Annotated in this window: 18 protein-coding genes and 1 pseudogene; 9 read left to right on the top strand and 10 right to left on the bottom strand. The window is 55.8% G+C overall.

Annotation, left to right across the window (positions count from 1 at the left end; genetic code table 11):
• Nucleotides 1-670 precede the first annotated feature (670 nt).
• A complete protein-coding gene (locus ACIOZM_RS02100; RefSeq protein WP_401208955.1) occupies nucleotides 671-2,590 on the top strand; it encodes a tyrosine-protein phosphatase in 1,920 nt (639 codons plus the stop codon).
• A 39-nt stretch (nucleotides 2,591-2,629) separates the two neighbouring features.
• Here ACIOZM_RS02100 and ACIOZM_RS02105 read toward each other — a convergent pair whose 3' ends face one another.
• On the bottom strand, nucleotides 2,630-4,141 hold the full coding sequence (locus ACIOZM_RS02105; RefSeq protein WP_401208958.1) for an EAL domain-containing protein: 1,512 nt from the start codon (nucleotides 4,139-4,141) through the stop codon (nucleotides 2,630-2,632).
• Between the two features lie 186 nt (nucleotides 4,142-4,327).
• Nucleotides 4,328-5,305 carry a helix-turn-helix domain-containing protein gene (locus ACIOZM_RS02110; RefSeq protein ID WP_401208961.1) on the bottom strand — a complete coding sequence of 326 codons (978 nt, stop codon included), beginning with the start codon at nucleotides 5,303-5,305 and terminating at the stop codon, nucleotides 4,328-4,330.
• A gap of 261 nt (nucleotides 5,306-5,566) precedes the next feature.
• Here ACIOZM_RS02110 and ACIOZM_RS02115 point away from each other — a divergent pair, with 261 nt between their 5' ends.
• From ACIOZM_RS02115 to ACIOZM_RS02125, 3 genes and pseudogenes are all read left to right on the top strand, one after another.
• A complete protein-coding gene (locus tag ACIOZM_RS02115) occupies nucleotides 5,567-6,370 on the top strand; it encodes a 2OG-Fe(II) oxygenase (RefSeq protein ID WP_401208964.1) in 804 nt (267 codons plus the stop codon).
• A gap of 744 nt (nucleotides 6,371-7,114) precedes the next feature.
• Nucleotides 7,115-10,207, top strand: a pseudogene (locus ACIOZM_RS02120) (Ice nucleation protein); the annotation flags it as partial.
• Between the two features lie 155 nt (nucleotides 10,208-10,362).
• Nucleotides 10,363-11,091, top strand: a complete 729-nt coding sequence (locus ACIOZM_RS02125; protein ID WP_401208966.1) for a type 1 glutamine amidotransferase — start codon at nucleotides 10,363-10,365, stop codon at nucleotides 11,089-11,091.
• 107 nt (nucleotides 11,092-11,198) lie between these two features.
• On the opposite strand, the gene ACIOZM_RS02130 is transcribed toward ACIOZM_RS02125, so the two are convergent.
• The 4 genes from ACIOZM_RS02130 to ACIOZM_RS02145 form a co-directional block, all read right to left on the bottom strand.
• Nucleotides 11,199-11,714 carry a hypothetical protein gene (locus tag ACIOZM_RS02130; protein ID WP_401208969.1) on the bottom strand — a complete coding sequence of 172 codons (516 nt, stop codon included), beginning with the start codon at nucleotides 11,712-11,714 and terminating at the stop codon, nucleotides 11,199-11,201.
• Between the two features lie 297 nt (nucleotides 11,715-12,011).
• Nucleotides 12,012-12,311, bottom strand: coding sequence for a hypothetical protein (locus ACIOZM_RS02135; protein WP_401208972.1), 300 nt, complete (start codon nucleotides 12,309-12,311; stop codon nucleotides 12,012-12,014).
• A 605-nt stretch (nucleotides 12,312-12,916) separates the two neighbouring features.
• Complete coding sequence (locus ACIOZM_RS02140) at nucleotides 12,917-13,318, bottom strand: GFA family protein (RefSeq protein ID WP_401208974.1); 402 nt, start codon at nucleotides 13,316-13,318, stop codon at nucleotides 12,917-12,919.
• A gap of 339 nt (nucleotides 13,319-13,657) precedes the next feature.
• Nucleotides 13,658-14,422 carry an SDR family oxidoreductase gene (locus tag ACIOZM_RS02145; RefSeq protein WP_401208976.1) on the bottom strand — a complete coding sequence of 255 codons (765 nt, stop codon included), beginning with the start codon at nucleotides 14,420-14,422 and terminating at the stop codon, nucleotides 13,658-13,660.
• 97 nt (nucleotides 14,423-14,519) lie between these two features.
• Here ACIOZM_RS02145 and ACIOZM_RS02150 point away from each other — a divergent pair, with 97 nt between their 5' ends.
• Together ACIOZM_RS02150 and ACIOZM_RS02155 are read left to right on the top strand one after the other, a co-directional pair.
• Entirely contained in the window at nucleotides 14,520-15,461 is a 942-nt protein-coding gene (locus tag ACIOZM_RS02150; RefSeq protein ID WP_401209255.1) for a LysR family transcriptional regulator, read from the top strand.
• A 202-nt stretch (nucleotides 15,462-15,663) separates the two neighbouring features.
• Complete coding sequence (locus ACIOZM_RS02155) at nucleotides 15,664-16,098, top strand: hypothetical protein (protein ID WP_401208978.1); 435 nt, start codon at nucleotides 15,664-15,666, stop codon at nucleotides 16,096-16,098.
• A 147-nt stretch (nucleotides 16,099-16,245) separates the two neighbouring features.
• Here the strand turns inward: ACIOZM_RS02155 and ACIOZM_RS02160 are convergent, their stop codons facing one another.
• From ACIOZM_RS02160 to ACIOZM_RS02170, 3 genes are all read right to left on the bottom strand, one after another.
• Nucleotides 16,246-17,133, bottom strand: coding sequence for a serine hydrolase domain-containing protein (locus ACIOZM_RS02160; RefSeq protein WP_401208980.1), 888 nt, complete (start codon nucleotides 17,131-17,133; stop codon nucleotides 16,246-16,248).
• A gap of 88 nt (nucleotides 17,134-17,221) precedes the next feature.
• Entirely contained in the window at nucleotides 17,222-17,659 is a 438-nt protein-coding gene (locus tag ACIOZM_RS02165; protein WP_401208983.1) for a GNAT family N-acetyltransferase, read from the bottom strand.
• Between the two features lie 48 nt (nucleotides 17,660-17,707).
• A complete protein-coding gene (locus tag ACIOZM_RS02170) occupies nucleotides 17,708-18,568 on the bottom strand; it encodes a LysR family transcriptional regulator (RefSeq protein WP_401208986.1) in 861 nt (286 codons plus the stop codon).
• Between the two features lie 192 nt (nucleotides 18,569-18,760).
• Between ACIOZM_RS02170 and ACIOZM_RS02175 the strand changes: the two genes are divergently transcribed.
• Together ACIOZM_RS02175 and ACIOZM_RS02180 are read left to right on the top strand one after the other, a co-directional pair.
• Nucleotides 18,761-20,284: an MFS transporter gene (locus ACIOZM_RS02175; RefSeq protein ID WP_401208988.1), complete on the top strand. Its 1,524-nt coding sequence runs from the start codon at nucleotides 18,761-18,763 to the stop codon at nucleotides 20,282-20,284.
• 149 nt (nucleotides 20,285-20,433) lie between these two features.
• Nucleotides 20,434-20,901 carry an NUDIX domain-containing protein gene (locus ACIOZM_RS02180; protein ID WP_401208990.1) on the top strand — a complete coding sequence of 156 codons (468 nt, stop codon included), beginning with the start codon at nucleotides 20,434-20,436 and terminating at the stop codon, nucleotides 20,899-20,901.
• A gap of 82 nt (nucleotides 20,902-20,983) precedes the next feature.
• Here the strand turns inward: ACIOZM_RS02180 and ACIOZM_RS02185 are convergent, their stop codons facing one another.
• On the bottom strand, nucleotides 20,984-21,385 hold the full coding sequence (locus ACIOZM_RS02185; RefSeq protein ID WP_401208993.1) for a hypothetical protein: 402 nt from the start codon (nucleotides 21,383-21,385) through the stop codon (nucleotides 20,984-20,986).
• Nucleotides 21,386-21,576: 191 nt separating this feature from the next.
• Here ACIOZM_RS02185 and ACIOZM_RS02190 point away from each other — a divergent pair, with 191 nt between their 5' ends.
• Nucleotides 21,577-22,137 carry a fasciclin domain-containing protein gene (locus ACIOZM_RS02190; RefSeq protein WP_401208995.1) on the top strand — a complete coding sequence of 187 codons (561 nt, stop codon included), beginning with the start codon at nucleotides 21,577-21,579 and terminating at the stop codon, nucleotides 22,135-22,137.
• Nucleotides 22,138-22,226 lie beyond the last annotated feature (89 nt).

Genomic DNA, 22,226 nt, shown 5'->3' on the forward strand with positions numbered 1-22,226 from the left:
GGGGCGTGGCTGGATTTTGTGGTTACACCACAAAACCTGTGGGAGCCGGGCTTGCCCGCGATGGCGTCGGTACATTCAAAATATTGGTTGGCTGACACACCGCTTTCGCTGGCAAGCCAGCTCCCACAATGTCCGTGGCGCAGTTGAATAATGTGTTCACACCGCAAAACCTGTGGGAGCCGGGCTTGCCCGCGATGGCGTCGGTACATTCAGAATCTTTGTTGGTTGATATACCGCTTTCGCTGGCAAGCCAGCTCCCACAATGTCCGGGGTGTGGCTCAATTTTGTGGTTACGCCACAAAACCTGTGGGAGCCGGGCTTGCCCGCGATGGCGTCGGTACATTCAAAATATTGGTTGGCTGACACACCGCTATCTCGAGCAGGCTCGCTCCTACAGTGTCCGGGGCGTGGCTGAATTTAGTGGTTACACCACGAAAACTGTAGGAGCTGCCGAAGGCTGCGATCTTTTGATCTTTATCTTGAAAACCAGGATCAAAAGATCGCTGCCTCGTTTCACTCGTGAGCTCCTACAAAAAGCATTTCATGGACAGAATGCGCAGACACCGGACCAATCGCGCAGCCATTTCCGTTTGAACTCGTTTTGTCATATTCAGTATCACTTCAATACAGATAGTAGCCAGCCCAACGCTAATTCCAATGAGGCTGCACCGTGTTCCAACGTCTTGTGTGTTCGCTGTCCGTTCTGAGCCTGTCCATCGCCGCTGCCCACGCTGCCGAGTCCGTACCGCTCGATACGCCGCACCTGAAGAGCATCGACAACTTCCGTGACATCGCCGGCATCACCACCGCGTACACCACGGCCCACGATGGCACCATGCGCAGCGGCGTGTTCTATCGCTCCAACGCCATCACGCCTTCGGCAGCGGATCTGGCCACGCTGAACAGCCTCGGCATCAAAGCCGTCTACGACCTGCGCACGCCGAGCGAAATCGCCGGCACGCCCGACACCATGCTGACCGGCGCGACCTACCAGAACATCGACATCATCGGCAGCACCACCTCCGGCTCGAACATCACCACCGTCTCGTTCAAAAGCGCCGCCGACGCCATCGCCATGATGGAGCAGACCAACCGCGCCTTCGTCAGCGATGCCGGGATGCGCGGTCAGTTCGGCAAACTGTTTAATGACCTTGCGAGTGTCGACGCCGCGCAACTGTTTCACTGCACCGCCGGCAAGGACCGAACCGGTTGGACCGCCGCCGTATTGCAAAGCATCGCCGGGGTCGACAACGCAACGATCATGGCCAACTATTTGGCGACCAACGACTACACCGCTGCCCGCGTCGCCGCGACCCTCAAAGCCATGCCGCCAAGCATGGCTTCGGTCTACGCGCCGCTGCTTGGTGTGCAGGCCAGCTACTTGCAGGCCGGTCTCGATGAAGTCACCGCGCAATACGGCAGCATGGACAACTACCTGAAACAAGGCCTCGGCCTGTCGCAAGAAACCATCTACGTCCTGCGCGGCAAACTGGTCGAGTACAACAGCCTGCCGGGTCAGGCCGGGCTGATCGGCAATGGCGCCGCCGGTGCCAAGCTGTTGCGCGAATTGCAGAACACCAACCTGTCCGGCACCTACAGCGCCTACAACTACTACCTGCAATCGGCCATCGATGCAGGCACCCTCGGCGGCGTCGAGTCGCAAGTCGGCGGCCAGGTGCATGCTGACGCAGCCAGCTACTTGCTGCGGCAGAACGCAATGATCGAACAAGCCGCCGCGCCGTTCGCCAGCGGCACTGACCTCAAAGTCGGTCAATATCGTCTGTGGACCACCGCGCTCGCCGGCTACCTCGGTACCGACGGCTCGGCCCATGCCGAAAGCAGCAACGAACACAGCCAGGGCCTGATGGTCGGGATCACCCAGCGCTTCTCCGAGCAACTCAGCGCGCGAGGCGGTTTTGGCTATAGCAAAGGCTCGGTCGGTGGCGCGGGTGGCGAAGCCGATACCGACTTCACCTTCCTCAACGTCGGCGCCCGTTACGGCTTCACCAGCCTGGAACGCGGTCTGTTCGTCGACGCCAACGCCAGTGCCGGTTACGTCGATTACGACAGCAAACGCGACCTCGGCGGTGGCCTCGGCTCAGCCAAGGGCGACACCCACGGCAACCTCTCTGGCGCCACATTGGCGTTGGGCTACCGCGTCCCGGTCGACAACATGATTTTCGAGCCGAGCCTGGGTTTCCGCGTCAGCCATCTCGACCTCAAAGGCTTCCAGGAAAAGGGCAGCGAACTGGCGCTCGACGTCGATGACAACACCGAAACCCGCCGTAGCGCCGTCGCCAACCTCAACGTCGCTTTCGCCCCGGTAGCGATGGGCGCGTGGCAACTGGTGCCGGGCGTGCAAGTCGGTTATGAACGCACATTGGGCAACAACGAAGTCGACAGCCAAAGCCAACTGCTGGGTCTCGACATCGAACAACGTGCCGCCTTCGACAACCGCGATCAGTTCAGCGGCGGCGTCAACGTCATGGCTAGCCTCGGCGCCCTGAGGCTGGGTGCAGAGGTTGGCGCAAATGGTGGCGGCGACAGCCACGGCTTCAATGGCGGCCTCAAGGCCAGCTACGCGTTCTAAACGATAGGATGTCGGCCGTCGGAGTTCGGCGGCCGGCACTCACGAGCATTCCAGCGCGTGATCTACTGGCGCGACCACAACCGCGTGTTCCTGAACGAATCCTAAAAATTTGGAAGCAGGCATCGGTCTGGCAAACAACCAACCCTGCCCAAACTGCACACCATGCCCGCGCAAATAATCCAGCTGCGCCTCAGTCTCCACACCCTCGGCTACCAGCCTCAGACGCAGACTCTTGGCCATCTCGATAATGTGCTCCGTCACCGAACCCGCCTCGGAGCACGGGTCGATCGCATCAACAAACGACTTGTCGATTTTCAGCACATCCAGCGGCAGTTTCTGCACATGCTGCAAGCTGGAAAACCCGGTGCCGAAATCATCAATGGCCGCCAGATAGCCCAACTCACGCGCCCGATTGATCGTCGAGCGCGCAGCATCGATCTTCAAGAAACCACGCTCCGTAACCTCCAGCCAGATCTGGCTCGGCCAAACATCCGCCTGGCGCCTCGTCGCTTCGAGCCAAGGCAGAAAACGCCCACTGCTGACATCCGCTGCCGCCAGATTGATCGCCACGTGCAGGCTGCGATCCTTGACCAGCAATGGTCCCAATTCCTGCATCACGTTATCGATCACCTGATCAGTGATCGGCAGAATCAAACCACTCTGTTCTGCCAGCGGAATAAACGAGTCGGGCGGCACCAGGCTGCCGTCCGGACGACGCCAGCGCACCAGCGCCTCGGCACCGACACAGGCGCCATCGCTCATATCGACAATCGGCTGATAGTGGACGATGAACTCACGATTGCGCACCGCCAACTCAAGCTCCGCCAGTGGCGACAAACGCTTGCGGGCGCGCCGGATGATCAGCAACACCAACATGCCGGCGAGCAGTCCGCCAATCGGCAGCAACAGCATCTCCCTGCGGATCAGCCCTTGCAGCAACTCCTGACGCGACACCGCCGCAATCGCCACCCAATCGCCGCTGTGCACCAGCGTATAGAGGTAACCGTCCTCCAGCGCCGAGTCGGACCCAAAGTGCACCCGGCTCATAAAGCGCTCGGCCCCGGGCCGCGACGCGCCAACCAAATGGCCCGCCGCCGTACCGACTAGCAAGTGCACATCGTCCTCGACCATCACCTGCAAGAACTGCTCAGGATCGATCAATACATTGAATGCAGCGTATTGCAGGGCCATCATCGGCTTGGCCGGCACAATCCGCGCCTGCACACCGAGCGACACCCGCACGCCGTCGGAAGTGATGAAATCCTCCTTCCACGGCGTCACCCGATGGCCCACCGCGCCCCAAGAACTGCACGCATAAATATCTTCCTCAACGTAGCCGATCGACTTCACCGAAAACGTATTGATGGTCAGCAGACGCATCTCGTCGATGCTTTCCGGGGTGCAGGGCGCGAGGTTGGACGCGGCGACGGTCTTCAGCACACCGGCTGCTTCATGGAAGGTATTGTTGGCGCGGCTGGAGGCCACGGTGGCCAGCGATTCAAGACGCTGCTGCGCTGCCGACAGGTTCAATACCCAAGCGACGTAACCCATCAAAAGCACTGGAAGCAAGACACACGGAAGGCCCAGGAGAATACTCCCCCAGACAATGCGATTCTTATTCATTTGACGCCACCTTGGGCCTCGGCCCGTGACGTGCGGTTGCACGGCTGTTTCTTCAGCCAATACAGATTACGGCTGCCGCGAAACCAGAAAGTTGTCGCAGATCAACACTCGCAATCACGCCTGACGCCGCGAGCGAAAATCCGCAGGGCTCAACCCATAAGCACTCTGAAAATACTGACAAAAGCGCCCGACATTACTGAAACCAAAACGCAACGCCACCTCAGTCACCGACTGCGTGCCCGGTTGACTCAGCGCCGCATAAGCCCGTTCCAGCCGCACCTGACGCTGATACGCAACAATCGACGTCCCGACAAATCGCCGAAATCCCTCCTGCAACGCACGCTGACTGACATTGCTCAGCCGCGCCAGATCCGCACCGTTGACCAGATTGTCCGGATGCTCCTGAATGTACTCCACCGCCAATTTCACATGCCGTGGCGCAATCAGCGGAGCAGGGCGGCGCAACGCTTCGGTGAAATTGTGCGGCCACGCCTCCAGCACCGCATCCACCAACATCTCGCGCAGCCGCGACGGCATCAACGTCCCGGCATGGATCAACAAATCAAACTCGGTGCCCGTCGCCAGATCGATCAATGCCTTGATCCCCTGAAACCCCGCCACGTTCAAATCCACCATCGGCTCGAAGACAATCTTCTGCAGAATCGGCTTGCCCAGCAGCGCCGACAGACGCTCGGTGAGCTGCCCACGATTGATCGAAATCCCGTGCTGCGCGTGATTGTCGAGAAAGTGCATTGAGCGGATGTCAGCCTTGTCGATGGCCAGACCGACCTGAGCGACGCCGACAGATTCGGTGACATGGTTGAACACGATCTTGCCCGCCGTGGGAATGACGAAGGTGATCTCGTCTTGCGGATCGGGGAAGGAAACCGTGAAATCGCCGTGGTAGTGCATGCGCCGGAAACTAACGCCTTCGTGCCTGCCGTAGACGCCGCCGATGATGATGTTCGAGGGGATTGGCGGGGTGTCGGCGTAGCGGTTGCCGAAGAGTCGGGAGAACAGGGCACCGAAGTCATCGGAACCAAGGTTGTTGGAGCGCAGGATGATTTTTTGGCGGGTTGGAGGAGATAACACCTTGAGTGGCACCTTGTATTTGGGGCTCTTGGACAGGGGTGAGAAGTGACGCGTCGAGCAGATTAGCAGACGAAAGATGACGGATTTGTGACTGCTGGAAACATGCCGTAACAGCGTCAGGCCCAGTTTCAGAACAGGGAACTCGGCAGGCCATCGCCGACATGGCAACCTGCATGCGGATTTGCCGGTGTAGTGATCCTTACAGGATTTAGCCGATTTGACGTGACCTGAATATCTTCATCCAAGCTTACTGGAGCGGTAATGCAAGCCAACTCTCAAACCCTGCCGATCACGCTGTCCCCGGAACTCGACTTCGACCAGAACGCCGCCAGCGCCTTTGGCGAGTCGCTGACCAGTCACTACACCCAGGCCACGCCATTCCCGCACATCGTCATCGACAACTTCCTGCAAGAAGACGTGATCGCCAGCATCCGCTCAGACTTCCCGGTCGAGCCGACCAACAATGAAATGATTTACGAGCGCGGCTACAAAGGCCAACTCAAACGCCAGATCAGCCCCAACGAATGCACCCCGTACTTGAAGAGCGTTTTCAACACCTTCAACTCGGCACCGATGCTGCAATTCCTCGAAAAACTCACCGGCATCCAGGGACTGATCCCCGATCCGTACTTCAGCGGCGGTGGCCTGCACGAAACCAAAAGCGGCGGCTTCCTGGGCGTGCACTCGGACTTTCGACTCAACAAAAAGCTCAACGTCGAGCGCCGACTCAACGTCATCATTTACCTGACTGAAAACTGGCAAGAAGAGTACGGCGGCAACCTCGAACTCTGGGATGTCGGCATGAAAACCTGCCTCAAGAAAATCCTGCCCATATACAACCGCTGCGTCATCTTCAACACCGACAAAGACAGCAATCACGGCCATCCAGAGCCGTTGACCACGCCTGAAGACATCACCCGCCGTTCGATTGCGCTTTACTACTACACCGCGAGTGCGCAGGCGATTGATCCTTCGCAACGGAACAAAACCCATTACAAGCCACGGCCGAAGGATCGTTGGAGTGTGAAGTACTACGTGAATAAGTTGTTCAAGAAGAAGGTGTAGCGTCAATCAAATTCCTATTAAGTTTTTCTTGTCGATACTGAATATTACTTATTAATTCTTCACTAAAATCCAAATTCGTTCGATCATTGACTTATCGCGAAACAATACGGCTGATGTAAGTACCGTTTCTGGCTGATCTTCAGGGATATAAAGGGGCGCGGATTCAAAGTGCTGTGCCTGTTGATTCTGCATGTTGATATGGACGTTTAATTCCAAAGGATTTTGAGATGTAATGCTATAAGGATGTCGAAAATGAAAACTGGCAAGGTTTTAGTTTTGCGCACGTGTGCTAATAATATGTCCGATCACTGTGGTTTGATCTGGCCTGTTTCAGGGTTGGTTGAATGCAGATTTTGGGAGCCCACAATAAAACTCGAAAATGGCCTGGCCGGTGTGCTTTGGGGGCAAGGGGCAAGTGCCCAGTTAAGCATGCAGGCAGACGCTCAATGGGTTGTGTGCGAAGTGGAAGTGGCCGAGCTTATTTTTCTGGAAGATGATGAAGGCGTGAAGTTTTCTCGTGCTGAAGTTGTTCACGTGGGCACGCGAAGCAGTGCCATGAATTATATCTCCGAGAATGCCTCTGAATTTGAATCTTCAACTAACAATCTGTTTGAGATATCTGTATCTCCTGAATTGGAATCAGGGACGAATGCGCTCGTTCCAGCCTTGCCAGAGCTCGCAAAAATCGCTCGAGATGTTGTCAATCGACGTACAACTGTGCGCAATACGCATAAATTGGAAACCGCCGTTTATGGAAGCACCCTCACCGGAGCCAATCAGAGCCAGCTTATTGCAGGTTACGGCAGCACTGAAACTGCGGGAGACAGCAGCACTCTGATTGCGGGTTATGGCAGTACCGGAACTTCAGGCTCCGATAGCTCGATCATTGCCGGCTATGGCAGTACTCAAACCGCTGGAGATGAAAGTACGCTGATGGCGGGGTATGGCAGTACACAAACAGCGAAGGAAGGCAGTGATCTCACCGCGGGTTATGGCAGTACCGGTACCGCTGGCTCCGACAGCTCCTTGATCGCCGGTTATGGCAGCACTCAGACCGCCGGAGGGGAAAGCTCCTTGACTGCCGGTTACGGCAGCACGCAGACCGCACAAGTGGGCAGTGATCTCACCGCTGGCTATGGAAGCACCGGCACTGCCGGCTCCGACAGTTCGCTGATCGCCGGTTATGGCAGCACTCAGACCGCCGGGGGTGACAGTTCTCTGACAGCCGGTTATGGCAGTACACAGACGGCTCAAGTGGGGAGTGATCTCACTGCTGGCTACGGCAGCACCGGGACCGCGGGGTCCGACAGTTCGCTGATCGCCGGTTATGGCAGTACGCAGACTGCCGGCGGAGAAAGTTCTCTGACCGCAGGTTATGGCAGCACCCAAACAGCCCAAGAAGGCAGTGAACTCACCGCCGGTTACGGCAGCACCAGTACCGCGGGGTCCGACAGTTCGCTGATCGCCGGCTACGGCAGCACGCAAACTGCTGGCGGAGAAAGCTCTCTGACCGCAGGTTATGGCAGCACTCAAACAGCCCGCAAAAGCAGTGATCTCACCGCGGGCTACGGCAGCACGAGCACCGCGGGCTCCGACAGTTCGCTGATCGCGGGTTATGGCAGTACGCAAACTGCTGGTGGAGACAGCTCCCTGACTGCCGGTTATGGCAGTACACAAACGGCTCAACTGGGCAGTGATCTTACCGCCGGCTACGGCAGCACGAGCACCGCTGGCTCTGACAGCTCACTGATCGCCGGTTATGGCAGTACGCAGACCGCCGGGGGAGACAGCTCCCTGACTGCCGGTTACGGCAGTACACAAACGGCTCAAGTGGGCAGTGATCTCACCGCGGGCTACGGTAGTACGGGAACCGCGGGCTCCGACAGTTCGCTGATCGCGGGTTATGGCAGCACCCAGACCGCGGGGGAAGAAAGTACCCTGACCGCCGGTTACGGCAGTACGCAGACCGCTCAGGAAGGCAGTGATCTCACCGCTGGTTATGGCAGCACGGCCACCACCGGCCCTGATAGTTCGGTGACTGCCGGTTATGGCAGTTCGCAAACCGCCGGTCACGGAAGTGCTCTGATTGCGGGCTATGGCAGCACCCAGACCGCTGGTTACAAAAGCATTCTGACGTCGGGTTATGGCAGCACCCAGACCGCTCAGGAAAGCAGTGATCTGATCGCCGGCTACGGCAGCACTGAAACCGGTGGTTACGACAGTTCGTTGATCGCCGGTTACGGCAGTACGCAAACCGCCGGTCATGGGAGCATCCTGACTGCCGGTTACGGCAGTACACAGACGGCACAGGAAGGCAGTTCGCTCACTGCGGGTTATGGCAGTACGAGCACCGCCGGTCCTGAGAGCTCGCTTATCGCAGGCTATGGAAGCACCCAGACCGCAGGGCACGAAAGTACACTCACCGCCGGTTATGGCAGCACTCAGACAGCTCAGGAGGACAGTTCGCTCACCGCGGGATATGGCAGTACCTCGACTGCGGGATTCAACAGTTCGTTGATCGCAGGCTACGGCAGTACTCAGACTACCGGATATGAAAGCACTCTGACGGCGGGCTACGGCAGCACGCAAACAGCCCAGGACAACAGCTCGCTGACCACGGGCTACGGGAGCACATCGACAGCGGGCTATGAAAGCAGGCTTATTGCAGGTTACGGCAGCACCCAAACAGCGGGCTATGAAAGCACTCTTACCGCAGGCTACGGCAGTACCCAGACGGCTCAGGAGGAAAGTTCGCTTACCACCGGTTACGGGAGCACTTCAACGGCGGGTTACAGCAGTACATTAGTCGCCGGTTACGGGAGTACCCAGACGGCGGGCTACGACAGTACATTAACCGCAGGTTATGGCAGTTCGCTCACCGCTCTGGACAGCAGTACGCTCACTGCAGGTTACGGCAGTACTGAAATAGCAGGATTCGGCAGTACTTTGATGGCCGGCTATGGCAGTTCGCAGACCGCCGGTTACCAAAGTACGTTGACTGCAGGTTATGGCAGTACCCAGATGGCAGAGCGCGATAGCACGCTCACCGCTGGTTATGGCAGCACCGGTACTGCAGGGCAGAACAGTTCGCTGATTGCAGGATATGGCAGCAGTTTGACCAGTGGCATGCGCAGCTATCTGACTGCGGGATATGGCAGTACTTTGATCAGTGGGTTTCAAAGCGTGCTGACTGCCGGTTATGGCAGCAGCCTGACTTCAGGGATGCGCAGTAGCCTGACGGCGGGATACGGCAGTAACCAGATTGCCAGTCATAAGAGCTCCCTGATTGCGGGTCATGAAAGCACTCAGATTGCCGGACATAAAAGTATGTTGATCGCCGGTAAAGGCAGCTCGCAAACAGCCGGTTCTCGCAGCACGTTGATAGCCGGTGCCAACAGCATCCAAATGGCGGGTGACCGCAGCAAGCTTACTGCTGGTGCAGACAGCACTCAGACCGCGGGCGACCGCAGCAAACTCCTGGCAGGCAGCAACAGTTACCTGACTGCTGGCGATCGAAGCAAACTCACCGCCGGCGACGATTGTGTACTGATGGCCGGGGATCGCAGCAAACTGACGGCCGGCAAGAATTGCGTCCTGACCGCAGGCGCCGACAGCAGACTGATTGGGAGCCTCGGCTCAACGCTTTCAGGCGGGGAGAACTCAACTCTGGTTTTTCGTTGCTGGGATGGCAAGCGTTACACCAACGTTGTCGTCAAGACTGGGAGCAACGGTGTCGAGGCTGATGTGCCATATCAAGTAGATGAAGACAGAAACCTCGTCACCCAGGCGCAGGATGACAACGGAATCGTTGGGACCGAGTCCCGGATTCAGCCGTAAGGGCTCTATCTAAACCAGTGTCGGTTTGGTGCCAACTGACAAGGGAGCCGAAAAACAAAGTTTATACTTTCCAGACTTGAAAATGACACTGTGTGTCATATAGTCTTTCGCGTGTCACCAAGACCTTGCCATCCCGGCCTAAATAAGGAATTTTAATGAACGTTCATTTCGTGGTCCACGAAGCATTCGAATCGCCTGGCGCCTATGAGACCTGGGTTCGGGAGCGTGGATACGAAGCGAGCTATTCGCACGTTCATGCGTTCGATGCCTTGCCCGAGAGCGTGGAGAACATTGATCTGCTGGTGGTACTGGGTGGGCCTCAATCACCTGCGACCACTAAGGAAGAATGCCCGCATTTCGACGCAGCGGCCGAGTGCGATTTGATCCTTAGAGCCATCAACGCCAACAAAGCCGTGATAGGTGTTTGCCTGGGTTCGCAACTGCTCGGCGAGGCTTTGGGGGCTGCACATGGTCACAGCCCGGAGAAAGAGATCGGCAAGTTTCCGATCCTGCTGACAGAGGCGGGCAGGGCAAACGCCAACGTTGCGCATTTCGGCGAAGTGCTTGAAGTGGGGCATTGGCACAACGACATGCCGGGCCTGACGCCCGACGCGAAAATCCTCGCCTACAGCGAAGGCTGCCCGCGCCAGATTGTTGAGTATGGCGAGCTGGTTTATGGGTTTCAGTGCCATATGGAGTTTACGGCGGAGGTGGTGGAGAAATTGATTGCTGCTTCGGGTGAGGAACTGGATGCGGCGGTGGGGCGCCGGTTTGTGCAGCAGCCGGGGGAGTTGCGTGGGAATGACTATGAAGAGATGAATCTGAAGCTTTTTGGGTTTTTAGATGGGTTGGTGATGCAGTACCAGCAGCAAGGCAATGGTTAGAAATAGAAGATTGCTTCAAGCGACGGGGCAGATCTGTTTTTTCAGATAAATCTGTCCCTTTTTTTGCCTGATGTGCAAGCGCTCGTAACGTCCGTGAAGAGTTACGGTTATCTGTATATTTGCTCCGTAATTTGTTTTGTAGGAACGAATAAAGTGTTGGTGTAGTAGGCCTTGTATCCATACGCCGTAATACGCACCTTGCAAGGTATGGATGATTGATTAGCCAGACGCGGTCGAATAGCTTCGTAATCATTCAGGTCGTGCTGCGTTCCGTCCGCTCTCGTGTTGTAGAAAACAAGCTCGGAATAAAATCCAAAATTTGATTTGATTTCGCTGTCTGTCGCTACCAGGCCTTCAGCCCTCATGCTGATCGAATGCTCCGGCGAAAAATTCATATCCCCGTCTAAAGAGCACGTCAGTGTCGGGGTAAGCTGATTAGCGTTTTCGTAAGCGTTGAAGGCGTTGGCTAGATCCACTGTTGAGCTGAAATTTATTATTAGAAGATTTTTTGGCCCTGTTTCAACGGACGAAAAAGTTAGATCTGCTGGTGGAATACTCGCTGTTTTTACACAGCCGGCGCTGAGGAGAATGCTCAGGTAGATGAAGGCACGGTATGAATTCATTAGCCAAAAATTCCATTGATGTAATCAAATATCAGATCGAGGGCTGATTTTTTCTTGATTAAGTTTCGAAGGGCCTTTGCTTCGAATCGCGGGGGGAGTAAATGAGGAAGTCTGGCGCGGAGGCGCTTCCATGCGAGGAGCTGGCATACAAATGAGTCATCCGTGAAAAGGCGCCGCGAAGGATGCCCGAGGTGAATGTCCCGTTCAACGACATTTTTTAAGCATTCTCATGCTTTTCGTTTTGGATTCTGGGACCTGTTCACCTTGCGTGTAGGCCAGCCGCTGCCCTTATCAGATTCAAACCGGGCGAAATGCCAAACTGCGAAGGTCGATTTCGGCATACGTTCCCAGTTCGCCCTTGTAGAGAGAGATACCAGCGACCTTCAGCTCAGATTGTAGAAACTCAACGAGCTCTCTGAGTCTGGCGTTCGCGGACATGTTCGTTGGACGCATCACAGTAGCCTTGCCGGGCTCGTCATCGTAGGTTCTGATCAGAAAGACATCTTCTTCTTTCTGTATGACGTAATTAAAACCACGGTAATCATATCCAACATCGTGGTCGGTATCGTCAAAGCGAGTAACTGTTACTATTTTCATAATAAAGTCCGTTCAGTTTGATTGACTGCTTCCGGCCGATAGCTGTCCTCAACTCCTAGCCTTTTACAGACGTATAGCCACCTGTCTCGCCTGCGCAATGCCACGGAACCTCTTCGAAAAATCCGCTAGCGGTCAGTATTGCGCCGAGCTCATAAATTAGTTGCCTATTGAGAGTAGGGTGGTCGACTTCTCCGAAAGCGCTCCAAGAGTCGCTGTCAATTCGGAAAGTTGCGAACTTGCTTTCTAGATGGGAGTGAGATGCCCATATGCCATGTTCAGTGGTGTTGACTGAAAATCCCAATGGTACCAATACCATGCGGAGTGCCTCCTGAAACCCAATGTCCGATGGCTGTGGATAGAACTCAACTAGCAGTTTGTTGCTGACATATTCTTCTCTAATCGCGAAAGGGTACATGACCGTCCTATTGAACTATTTCGAGCTCTTTGCACCGTCCGTGAAAATTTAACGAGGTACAAGAAATTGGTTGGTTACGAAGCAATCGACAACATGTCTAGAAACAGGAGTCGTTAGCGCCTCTGCCAACACCCGTCCGCTTCTGGCCGATTTCTGCCTATCCGTAAGGGCTGCAACCGACTCGAAGAAATCAGTCGACCTGGGGACATAATTTGGGTGGTGTGTACCAGTGGACTGCAGAATCGATATGAACGTGTTTTTGCTTTTGAGGCATGAAGGGCGTGTCGAGCGTGCCCAGTGCTATCGAAACCCAGTCGGCAAATTCGCCTTGAGATCGTGACCAGAACAACGTTGAACCACAGTGCGCGCAGAACTCGCGTAACACTGTCTCTGAGGACGCATAGGTTTTGATGCTGGTGGCGCCGCCAAGTATCTGTAGCGCGTTGCGGGGAACGCTGCCATACGAAGCGAATGCTGCCCCGTGACCTTTGCGACACTGACTGCAATGACAATGATTCACTGCTTTTGGTGGAGTGAGTAGCTCGTAACTGACTACTGCGCATAGGCAGCTTCCTTGGTATACCTCTGTCATGCGCCCAACCCTGCACGTGAAAACTCGTTAGCTTAACCATCTCAATCAAGACAGTCGACCGACCGCTTCTGGCCGAAATCTGCCTGTTATCCAAAGAGCCCGGATCGACCACTCGCAATGGCGCTTGCTCATTTCTCCGACCAAGGGGCGCTGGACAGTGCCGCGCCAAAATGCAGAAAAGTGCAACGGCCGGGATCGAAGCACTGACATGATGCCAGTAGCCATGATGTCTGATTCCCTCGAAGTGGCCGTTATTCGCCGCAAGCAATCCTGAACCGCAACGTATCCACCACAGCCATGGCGTTGTTCTTGAAATAGCCTCAGTGCGAGGCAGGTAGCTCAGACCAGCCGAGCACCGCCGTCGATGTTTAGCGTGGCGCCGTTCATAAAGGTGTTGGTCATCAGGAAAACGGTAGCGGCGCCTGCTTCAGCGGCGGTGCCGATACGATGCAACGGTAGCGCTTGCTCCCATGCATTTACGTAAGCATCGCGTCCTTCACCGAGGGCTTTGCTAAAAATGGGGGTGTCGATCGGGCCTGGGGACAGGGTGTTCACGCGGATCGGCGCCAGCTCCAGGGCCAGTCCACGTGCCAGCGCTTCCATTGCCGCCGATGCCGCAGCGATCATAGCGGTGCCATGGGCGTTGGGCCGGTCGGCCAGACAGCCAGAGATAAAGACGATGGAGCCGTCCCTGGACAACCGATCCCCCAACGCGCGGATGGCGTGCAACGAAGCCCATATGCGCTCTTCGAACGCCCGACGCAGGTAGTCGATTTCAGCGTCCAGCACCTTGCCCGCCACAAATGTGCCGGCGAGTAGAACCAGATGATCCACGTGGGGGATGTCCGCCAAGGCAGCGTAGACGGCATCGCCGTGGGTGACATCAGCGGCGCGCCAGCCGGCGAGTTCGTGTTCTGTCGCCGCTCGTTCGGCTCGCTCGGCATTGGAACCGATCACGGTCACCGATGCCCCGGCGGCTTTGGCTTGAATCGCAGCGGCTAAACCGATGCCGGATGTGCCACCGAAAATCACTACCGTACGTCCTTCAAGTTGAGTGGGTAGCTGCTGGGTAAAAGCCGTTTGGATGGTGGTGGAATGGCTCATGGTCGATCTCCTTGACTGCCTGAATGACGTCGTTGGGCAAAGACTAGAGATAAGAGCCAACATTGATAATCAGGCCATAAGTCGCTTTACTAGTGCCATGAAGGAACAAATAGGATTAGACCGCCTTACCGGTCTTATTGCCTTTGCCCGCGCTGCCTCTTTAGGCAGCTACACCGCTGCAGCCCGCGATTTATCTGTGTCGCCGTCCGCTATCAGCAAAAGCGTGCAACGACTTGAGCAGCATTTCGAGCTGCGTTTATTCAACCGCACCACACGGTCGTTGACCCTGACGCCTGAAGGCCAGGATCTTTACGAACGGGCGCAACGAATTTTGCGCGAGGTGGAGGACATTGAGCAGGCCGCAGTGGCCTCGCGCGCCGAGCCCTCCGGCATCTTGAAAGTGACCGCGCCGCCGCCTATCGGGCTGAACATATTGGCGCCGGCGATTCCCAGATTTCGCGAGCGCTATCCCAAGCTCGCCATCGATCTGCGACTCGGCGATCAGTTTGTCGACATGGTTGCGCAAGGCATCGATGTGGCGGTGCGCGTGGGCAACCTGGCCGATTCACGGCTTATCTCCCGCACGCTGGGGCCGCATCGAATCTGTGCTTTCGCCTCTCCAGCGTATTTAGCCAAACGCGGTATGCCCCTGGAACTCAGCGACCTTGCCGACCACGACTGCGTGAATTTTCGCTATCAGAGTTCGGGCCAAGCCCTGCGTTGGCCATTCAACGTGGGGGACCAAATGGTGGAGATAGTGCCCGACGCCTCCATCATCATCGACGCCAGCGACGCGGTTGCCGCAGTGCTTGCAGCTGGCGGTGGCATTGGCATTTCACCCACTTACGTCGCCGCGCCCTATGTTGCACGGGGAGAACTGAAGCCGCTATTTCCACAGTTCGCAGTAGACCGTTCCTCCATCACGGCCTTGTGGCCAGAGAGCCGCCGAGGCAGCCCGAATGTGAAGGCGTTTGTAGGCTTCCTGAACGAGCTGTTTTCCAGCCCTACTGCGTGGGACGAGATCGTAGCGAAGGCGTAGCGCCGGGTTTCTTTGTGAACCAACGCTGGACGTCCGCTTCTGGTCGAAGCGTTCGCTCGTAAGCGGCAGCATTGGCCAAAGGCACTGATCCGTGAAGGGCCGATTTCGATCCAAAGCAGCCGTTCGACCTATGCAAGAGCGAACTAATAGAGTTGAATCCGCCCACTGATGGTCATAGGTCGACTGGATTTTTTGGAGCTTGATGATGGGTTTCTCCACAACATTGTGGGAGTGGTACGGCCAAGATGAATACAATCGGGTTCTTGCGGTGTGCGAGGCGATCCCGGCTCTTGAGTTCCTGGCACTGACCTCGGATTTACAGCAGAGAGCCATCCCGGATTGCCCAGCATGTGAAACCTGGTCAGAGATGATCCTTCCGTTGAACGAGGTTCTTTCAATCAGCGCGTTACCAGCGGAGATCAAGACACGGCTGCAAGACATTTGGGCGATATGCAATAGCTTGACTGAGGCTGCATTCCACTGCCATGACCCGCTGATATTTGATCATGACGAGTGGCGGCCGATTAGAACGGTCGCCGCCGAGTTGCTAGACCTGATGGGATCGCTGGAAATCAATCCATTCCTGGATGACTTGTTACTGGATTGCAGGAGCGTCGCTCGCGGAGTAAAGCGTTGAGCAATTCTGTAATCCAATGATGGTGTTGAGCGTACTTGGGCACGCATCAAACCCATCAGACTTGGCGCAGGTTCAAGCAAGCCTTTATGTGTGCTGTTTCCGCTTCCGGCGAATCATGAGGCCAACGCCAAAAGTACTTAGACGCCTTCAGTTTCCCTGCCGCAGAGCTTGCATCAGTTGTCCCACAACGATGGCTTCGACGGCACCTTGACTCGCGTCCGCCTCAACAACAGCGCAACAAGCCGATGCGTCGCCCACGCAAATACGGTAGACAGCAATGACACTGCCTGGCCCGCAGCCTGTGTGCCCACATAGGGAATATCCGCCATCAATCGACCCCAGCATTACGCCGAGGCCATAGCCCGGCATGATCCATGGACGACCCGGAAGCGGACCACCCAATACTCGTGCTGTTTGCATTTCCTGGAGCAATGCCGTGGAGAGCAGGTCTGCGCAGAGGAGTCGATCCAGAAATAGCGCTGCTTGCGAAATTGGGCCGATTAACAGGCCGTGATAAACCCAGGCGGGGTCATAATTCGAGGTGCTTCCAAGATGGGTCGTTTGTAAGTCTGCTCGCGTTTTAGCAAAGCGGACGTTTGATAGGCCCAAAGGGGAAAGTGCCCGCTGAATCACCGCTTCATCGAGCGTCAGATCAGTCAGCCGTTCAATTAGGCTGCCGATCAGCAAGTAGCCCACATTCGAGTAACGCCAACCGGTTCCGGGACTGTATCGAAGTCGAGCACCATCAAGGCGTTGCATCATTTCATTTGCCGACCAGGCTGGCTCACTGTTCGTAACGGCGGCGTGATACTCCGCAAGTTCGCCGTAATCAGCCAGACCTGCCTCATGCCGCAGTAGCTGGCGTAATGTGAAGGGCTGATCAAGAACTCGGTCGTCCAATCTGATCAGGCCGTCACGTACCAAAGACAGGGCTGTCGCAGCCAAGACTGTTTTCGTAAAACTCCACCAAGGGGCCATCAATTCCAATCGGTCAGGCGTTTGTAGCTGACCATTTGATACGAGTGAACTGAGCATTGGCTTCCTTGGAATATTGAGCGGAGCGACAGTTCGATCACTTATATGTGAGACCTAGCGCTCAAGGATCAGGTGTAGAAATCAGACGCTATGCAGGTTTTACAAGCCGTTTCTTTAAGTGATAAAGGTGAGTCCCGATGGGCCGATCCTCAAGAACGCCATAAACCTCATACCCATGCCGCTCATAGAACTGTTTAGCATCAACGGTTTTCAAGAATGCAACAACTGCCCCGTTGCGGGCGCCAATCGTTTCTGCTTTTTCCAATAGCATAGAACCGACTTTTCTACCGCGATGAGATTCCTTAACCCAAAAGGTATCAATTTCCAAGCCGTCCCAGTAACAATTACAGCTTATTGCGCCGATGTAGTCGCCTGCTTCATCGTGTGCAACCACCATAAATGTTTCATCTTCCGATTCTGGCGGTAGATCTGGATATTGAATTCGAAGATATTCTGCAAACCTATTATTCAGAGCTTCCCGATCTTTTTCTGATGGAGACTTCAATACATCGATCTTGATTTCCACGTTATTGCTCCGACGATTCAACTTTGAGGTGCCTCACGGCTTCTTGTTCTAGATCGATGGCGACTCCGACATCTCCACCAGCAGTTGCCCGAATGCATTGGCCGCAGGCGTCTTGCCAGTGGCGCTCCATATCAGTCTGAAATCAGCATCGAGCAGCGCTGGCAGGCCATATTGACCGTCAATCACTACCATGCCGGGCTCTAGATCGCCCAGCGGCAGAGCGGTGACGGCCAGCCCGGCCAACACCGCTGCTCGCAGTCCTTGCTGACTTGGAGAGGTAAAAGCCACTCGCCAATCCACGCTGGAATGCTCCAATGCCTCGACGGCGACTTGGCGGTGTACGCAGGGCGCTGGTGCAAAAGCCAGCGGCAAGGGAGAGTCGCCGGCAAAGTCGAAGCTCTGCGCCGCAGCCCAGACAAACCGGGTTTCGCGCAGCACAGACCCGCCCGCCGGACTGCCCGCCAATGCCATGACCACGGCCAGATCGAGCCCATCGGCATCGACCAGCGAACGCAGATCGAGGTAAGTGCCAACGGTTACATCCAGGCGTACGGCAGGAAACTGTCTGGCGAACCGAGCCAACAAGGGCGGCAGGCCGTCACCGATAAAGTTTGCCGGCACGCCGAAGCGTACGGCGCCGGATACCGATGACGCCTGGAAACGCCGGGAGAGGGCGTCTTGCGCTTTGAGGACGTGTTCGGCATGGCGCAGAAAATCTTCGCCATCTTCTGTCAGCGTCAAACGCCGGGTGGTGCGCACCAGTAGCGTGGTGCTTGCCTGTTCTTCCAGACGACGGATCTGATGACTGATCGCTGACTGGCTCAAGTGCAGCCGCTCTGCGGCCCGAGTGAAACTGCCGGTTTCCTTGATTGCAACAAAAGCACGCAATAGAGCGGGATCGAAGTCCATTTAGCCAACTCATGACGAATATTAATAAAACTTACGAAATTAAATCATTTCTGTCATTTTTTAATTACTTCCAGAATGCGCCCGGTCACTTGGAGTTATGTCTGGTGACGCTGGCGATGCTGTCGTGTCTGCCCCCTGACGGTGTTCAGCGTGGTCTTGCCGGTGCCCATCAACTTGATCTGGAAGATCACCATGCAGTTCTCTTCTTCGCAAAAAGATGTTTTCACAATAGCCGCCGTTTGCCTGGCCTCGCTGATGTTCGGCCTGGAAATCTCAAGCGTGCCGGCAATCCTGCCCACGCTTGAGTCGGTTCTGCGCAGCGATTTCAAAGATATGCAGTGGATCATGAATGCCTACACCATCGCCTGCACCACGGTGTTGATGGCCACCGGCACGCTGGCGGATCGGTATGGGCGCAAGCGAGTGTTTATCATCAGCCTTGTGCTGTTCGGCATGACTTCCTTGGGCTGTGGATTGGCAAACAACGTCAATGTGCTAATCGCCAGCCGATTCCTGCAGGGTATGGCTGGTGGCGCCATGTTGATCTGTCAGGTGGCGGTGCTGTCTCACCGATTCCAGTCGGGAGTCGCGCGCGGCAAAGCATTCAGTGCCTGGGGGATCGTGTTCGGCATTGGCTTGGGATTCGGTCCGATTATCGGGTCCGTTATCGCGGCGTTGTCGAGCTGGGAATGGGTTTTCCTGGTGCATGCGCCCATTGCGCTGCTCGCGCTGGCGCTGGTGATCGCCGGAGTTGAAGAATCTCGCGATCCGCAGCGTCGCAGGCTGGATGTATTGGGCATTGTTTCGCTGTCACTGGCAGTGTTGGGTCTTTCCTGGTTCATCACCCAGGGAGCAGGGGCAGGCTTTTCAAGCGGTTCGGCCATCGCCAGCCTGATAGTGGCAATCGTCAGCTTCATCGTTTTTGTCGTTGCGCAGCGACGCAATGTCGATCCCATGTTCGACTTTTCGGTATTGCGCATCCGCCGCTTCTCGGGTGCTTTGCTAGGTTCGGCAGGTATGAATTTCAGCTTCTGGCCATTCATGATCTACCTGCCTCTGTACTTTCAAAATGGCCTGGGTTACGCCAGCGTCGGCACCGGTCTGGCACTGCTGGCTTACACGCTGCCGACGCTGGTTATCCCGCCGTTAGGCGAACGACTGGCGATGCGTTATCGACCTGACGCGGTGATCCCCGCAGGTTTGTTCGTCATAGGCTTGGGATTCCTGCTGATGAAATGGGGTAGCAGTGTCACCGACGCCAGCTGGCTGACGATGCTTCCTGGCTGCTTGATCGCCGGGATCGGACTAGGGCTGACCAACACGCCTGTTACCAACACCACCACCGGATCGGTGCCGAGTGAACGTGCGGGCATGGCTTCGGGCATTGATATCAGCGCTCGTATGATCAGTCTTGCAATCAACATCGCACTGATGGGATTCATCCTGGTGGAAGGCATCCTGTCTTCGTTGCGTAGCCAGTTACCTGGTTCGCCCGATGATGGGCAACTGAGGCTGCTGGCGGAGAGTATTTCAGCGGGCAACGCTGTGGGGGTGGTGCAGACTGGTCAGTGGGCGACGATTTCGGTTGATGTTGCTAATGCGGCTTTGGCGAATGGGTTTGGTTGGGTGATGCTGTATGGCGGCATTGCTGCGTGGGTGTTGGTGGTGGCGAGCTATTGGGTTTTTCGGTCTGGCAAGGTTGTTCAATCTCAGTAGAGTGACTGGCAGGCGAAGGGCTGCTTTGATTGAAAGCTGCCGTACCTGGCTGACAGCTTTCGACCCAAAGCGGGCATTTGAATATCTGGTCGCTCACGCAAAGGATAAGCTCGTAAGATGTGTGCTTCATTGCTGATAAGGAAATCGCCATGTCACCGAACAAGGCTTGCCCCGTCATCCTCTCCAGTATTCCTGGCGCACACATCCTGCTGTTCCGCCATCCAATAGCAGGCGTACAACTGGTCAAAGGGACTATCGAGAAAGGTGAAACTCCAGCTCAGGCCGCTATGCGTGAATTAAGCGAAGAATCAGGCATAGCAGCCGTCTCGGTTGTCAGCGATATAGGTTGTTGGGACGCCGGGCATCTCGACCAGATATGGTCATTTCAACTGTGTTTCACGCAGGCACCTTTGCCGAAGCAATGGACTCATCACACGCTCGATGACCATGGCCATACATTCAGCTTTTTTTGGGCTCCGCTCGATGATTTGCCGTTTGCCGACTGTCACCCGATCTTCCGTCGAGCATTGCGGTACCTGACGGCCAAACTGACAGCGAAAGGTTACGTATTGGCTCAAGATCAAAGCAGAAACATATCATCCGAAGCGCCGATTTGATGTTCGCCAGCGGCTTTCGAACGTCTGCTCCTGGCCGATAGCAGTAGTTTGAAAATGGCCGCTTTCGACCAGTTACGCACACTCAATTTCCATGCTCGGACTCTCCTGCTGCAACCGACAGGATCGCCCCATATGCTTCACTCTCCGGGACATAGGAAACAAAGCTTTCACTGGCGTCCTTTTGCACCCAAAGGCGTCCACAGTTCTGGCATTCGTAGACAGTCGACGCTCGGTGAATGTAGTGGCTGGATATCCGGCCTTCCAGTTCGTCTGCGGCGCTGCACCAGTGTGCGCATTCGCCAAATGCCTGAGCTTCCGCAGTCTTGTCACCGGACTCCGCAACCTCTACCAAAGGTTTGAGTTCACGGTGCACCTCATCCCAAAATCCATTTTCTGCCTCGTCGCGAAGCAGACTCGCTTTATAGGGCAAACTGTCAGTCTGATCGACAATTACATGCCCACATCTGCAACCCAATTTGCTCATTCGCGGTTCAATTCCTTGAATTCGACGATGTCGTTTAATGGTGGACAAGTCTTTGGCAAAAAGCTCGACTCGGCCAGGGAGGACTAATGACGCTGGTATAAAACAATTTCTCCACGCTGCATCCACTTCAGCGTCTGCTCCGTAAATTCAATACCTTCACTCGAAGGGTCGAAGAATCAAGGAGACGCATCATGCACACTTTCTTCAAACGCATCGCCGTTACCTGCCTTACAGTGCTGAGCCTTGGCACTGGACTCAGCTTCGCCGCCAGCAGTGTGATGGTTGGTGGCGCAGCCATGTATCCAACGAAAACCATTGTCGAAAATGCGGTCAACTCCAAGGATCACACTACGCTCGTCGCAGCGGTAAAGGCTGCCGGACTGGTTGATACCCTCAACAGTAAAGGACCATTCACCGTCTTCGCCCCCACCAATGAGGCTTTCGCCAAATTGCCCGCCGGAACTGTCGATATGCTGGTCAAGCCAGAGCACAAAGCAGATCTGACTAAAATCTTGACTTACCACGTCGTGCCCGGCACTCATACTGCTAAACAGTTGATGGATGAGGCCAAAATGCACGACGGCAAAGTCGTGCTGAAAACCGTCCAGGGAGAGTCGCTGACCGTGATGCTGCACGATGGCAAGCTATGGTTGGTTGATGCCACAGGAGGCAAGGCTGCCATTAACATCGCTGACGTCATGCAATCCAACGGCGTGATTCATGTAATCGATACGGTGCTGATGCCGAATTGATTTTAACGGCTTAGGCGGACGCGCTTCAGAGTATCCGCCACAGGTTGGAAGTGATTCAGCCAGCGCCATCCGCTGAGTTACATCCCGGC

Origin of the sequence: Pseudomonas sp. NPDC087346 (genome assembly GCF_044744235.1) — a bacterium.
Classification (GTDB): domain Bacteria; phylum Pseudomonadota; class Gammaproteobacteria; order Pseudomonadales; family Pseudomonadaceae; genus Aquipseudomonas.

Bases quoted from the DNA above. Each gene is read 5' to 3' on its own strand.
- ACIOZM_RS02180 (WP_401208990.1), top strand. From the start codon at position 20,434: ATGTCACCGAACAAGGCTTGCCCCGTCATCCTCTCCAGTATTCCTGGC.
- ACIOZM_RS02175 (WP_401208988.1), top strand. From the start codon at position 18,761: ATGCAGTTCTCTTCTTCGCAAAAAGATGTTTTCACAATAGCCGCCGTT.
- ACIOZM_RS02185 (WP_401208993.1), bottom strand. From the start codon at position 21,385: ATGAGCAAATTGGGTTGCAGATGTGGGCATGTAATTGTCGATCAGACT.
- ACIOZM_RS02145 (WP_401208976.1), bottom strand. From the start codon at position 14,422: ATGAGCCATTCCACCACCATCCAAACGGCTTTTACCCAGCAGCTACCC.
- ACIOZM_RS02130 (WP_401208969.1), bottom strand. From the start codon at position 11,714: ATGAATTCATACCGTGCCTTCATCTACCTGAGCATTCTCCTCAGCGCC.
- ACIOZM_RS02125 (WP_401208966.1), top strand. From the start codon at position 10,363: ATGAACGTTCATTTCGTGGTCCACGAAGCATTCGAATCGCCTGGCGCC.
- ACIOZM_RS02115 (WP_401208964.1), top strand. From the start codon at position 5,567: ATGCAAGCCAACTCTCAAACCCTGCCGATCACGCTGTCCCCGGAACTC.
- ACIOZM_RS02160 (WP_401208980.1), bottom strand. From the start codon at position 17,133: ATGCTCAGTTCACTCGTATCAAATGGTCAGCTACAAACGCCTGACCGA.
- ACIOZM_RS02155 (WP_401208978.1), top strand. From the start codon at position 15,664: ATGATGGGTTTCTCCACAACATTGTGGGAGTGGTACGGCCAAGATGAA.
- ACIOZM_RS02105 (WP_401208958.1), bottom strand. From the start codon at position 4,141: ATGGGTTACGTCGCTTGGGTATTGAACCTGTCGGCAGCGCAGCAGCGT.
- ACIOZM_RS02135 (WP_401208972.1), bottom strand. From the start codon at position 12,311: ATGAAAATAGTAACAGTTACTCGCTTTGACGATACCGACCACGATGTT.
- ACIOZM_RS02150 (WP_401209255.1), top strand. From the start codon at position 14,520: ATGAAGGAACAAATAGGATTAGACCGCCTTACCGGTCTTATTGCCTTT.
- ACIOZM_RS02170 (WP_401208986.1), bottom strand. From the start codon at position 18,568: ATGGACTTCGATCCCGCTCTATTGCGTGCTTTTGTTGCAATCAAGGAA.
- ACIOZM_RS02140 (WP_401208974.1), bottom strand. From the start codon at position 13,318: ATGACAGAGGTATACCAAGGAAGCTGCCTATGCGCAGTAGTCAGTTAC.
- ACIOZM_RS02190 (WP_401208995.1), top strand. From the start codon at position 21,577: ATGCACACTTTCTTCAAACGCATCGCCGTTACCTGCCTTACAGTGCTG.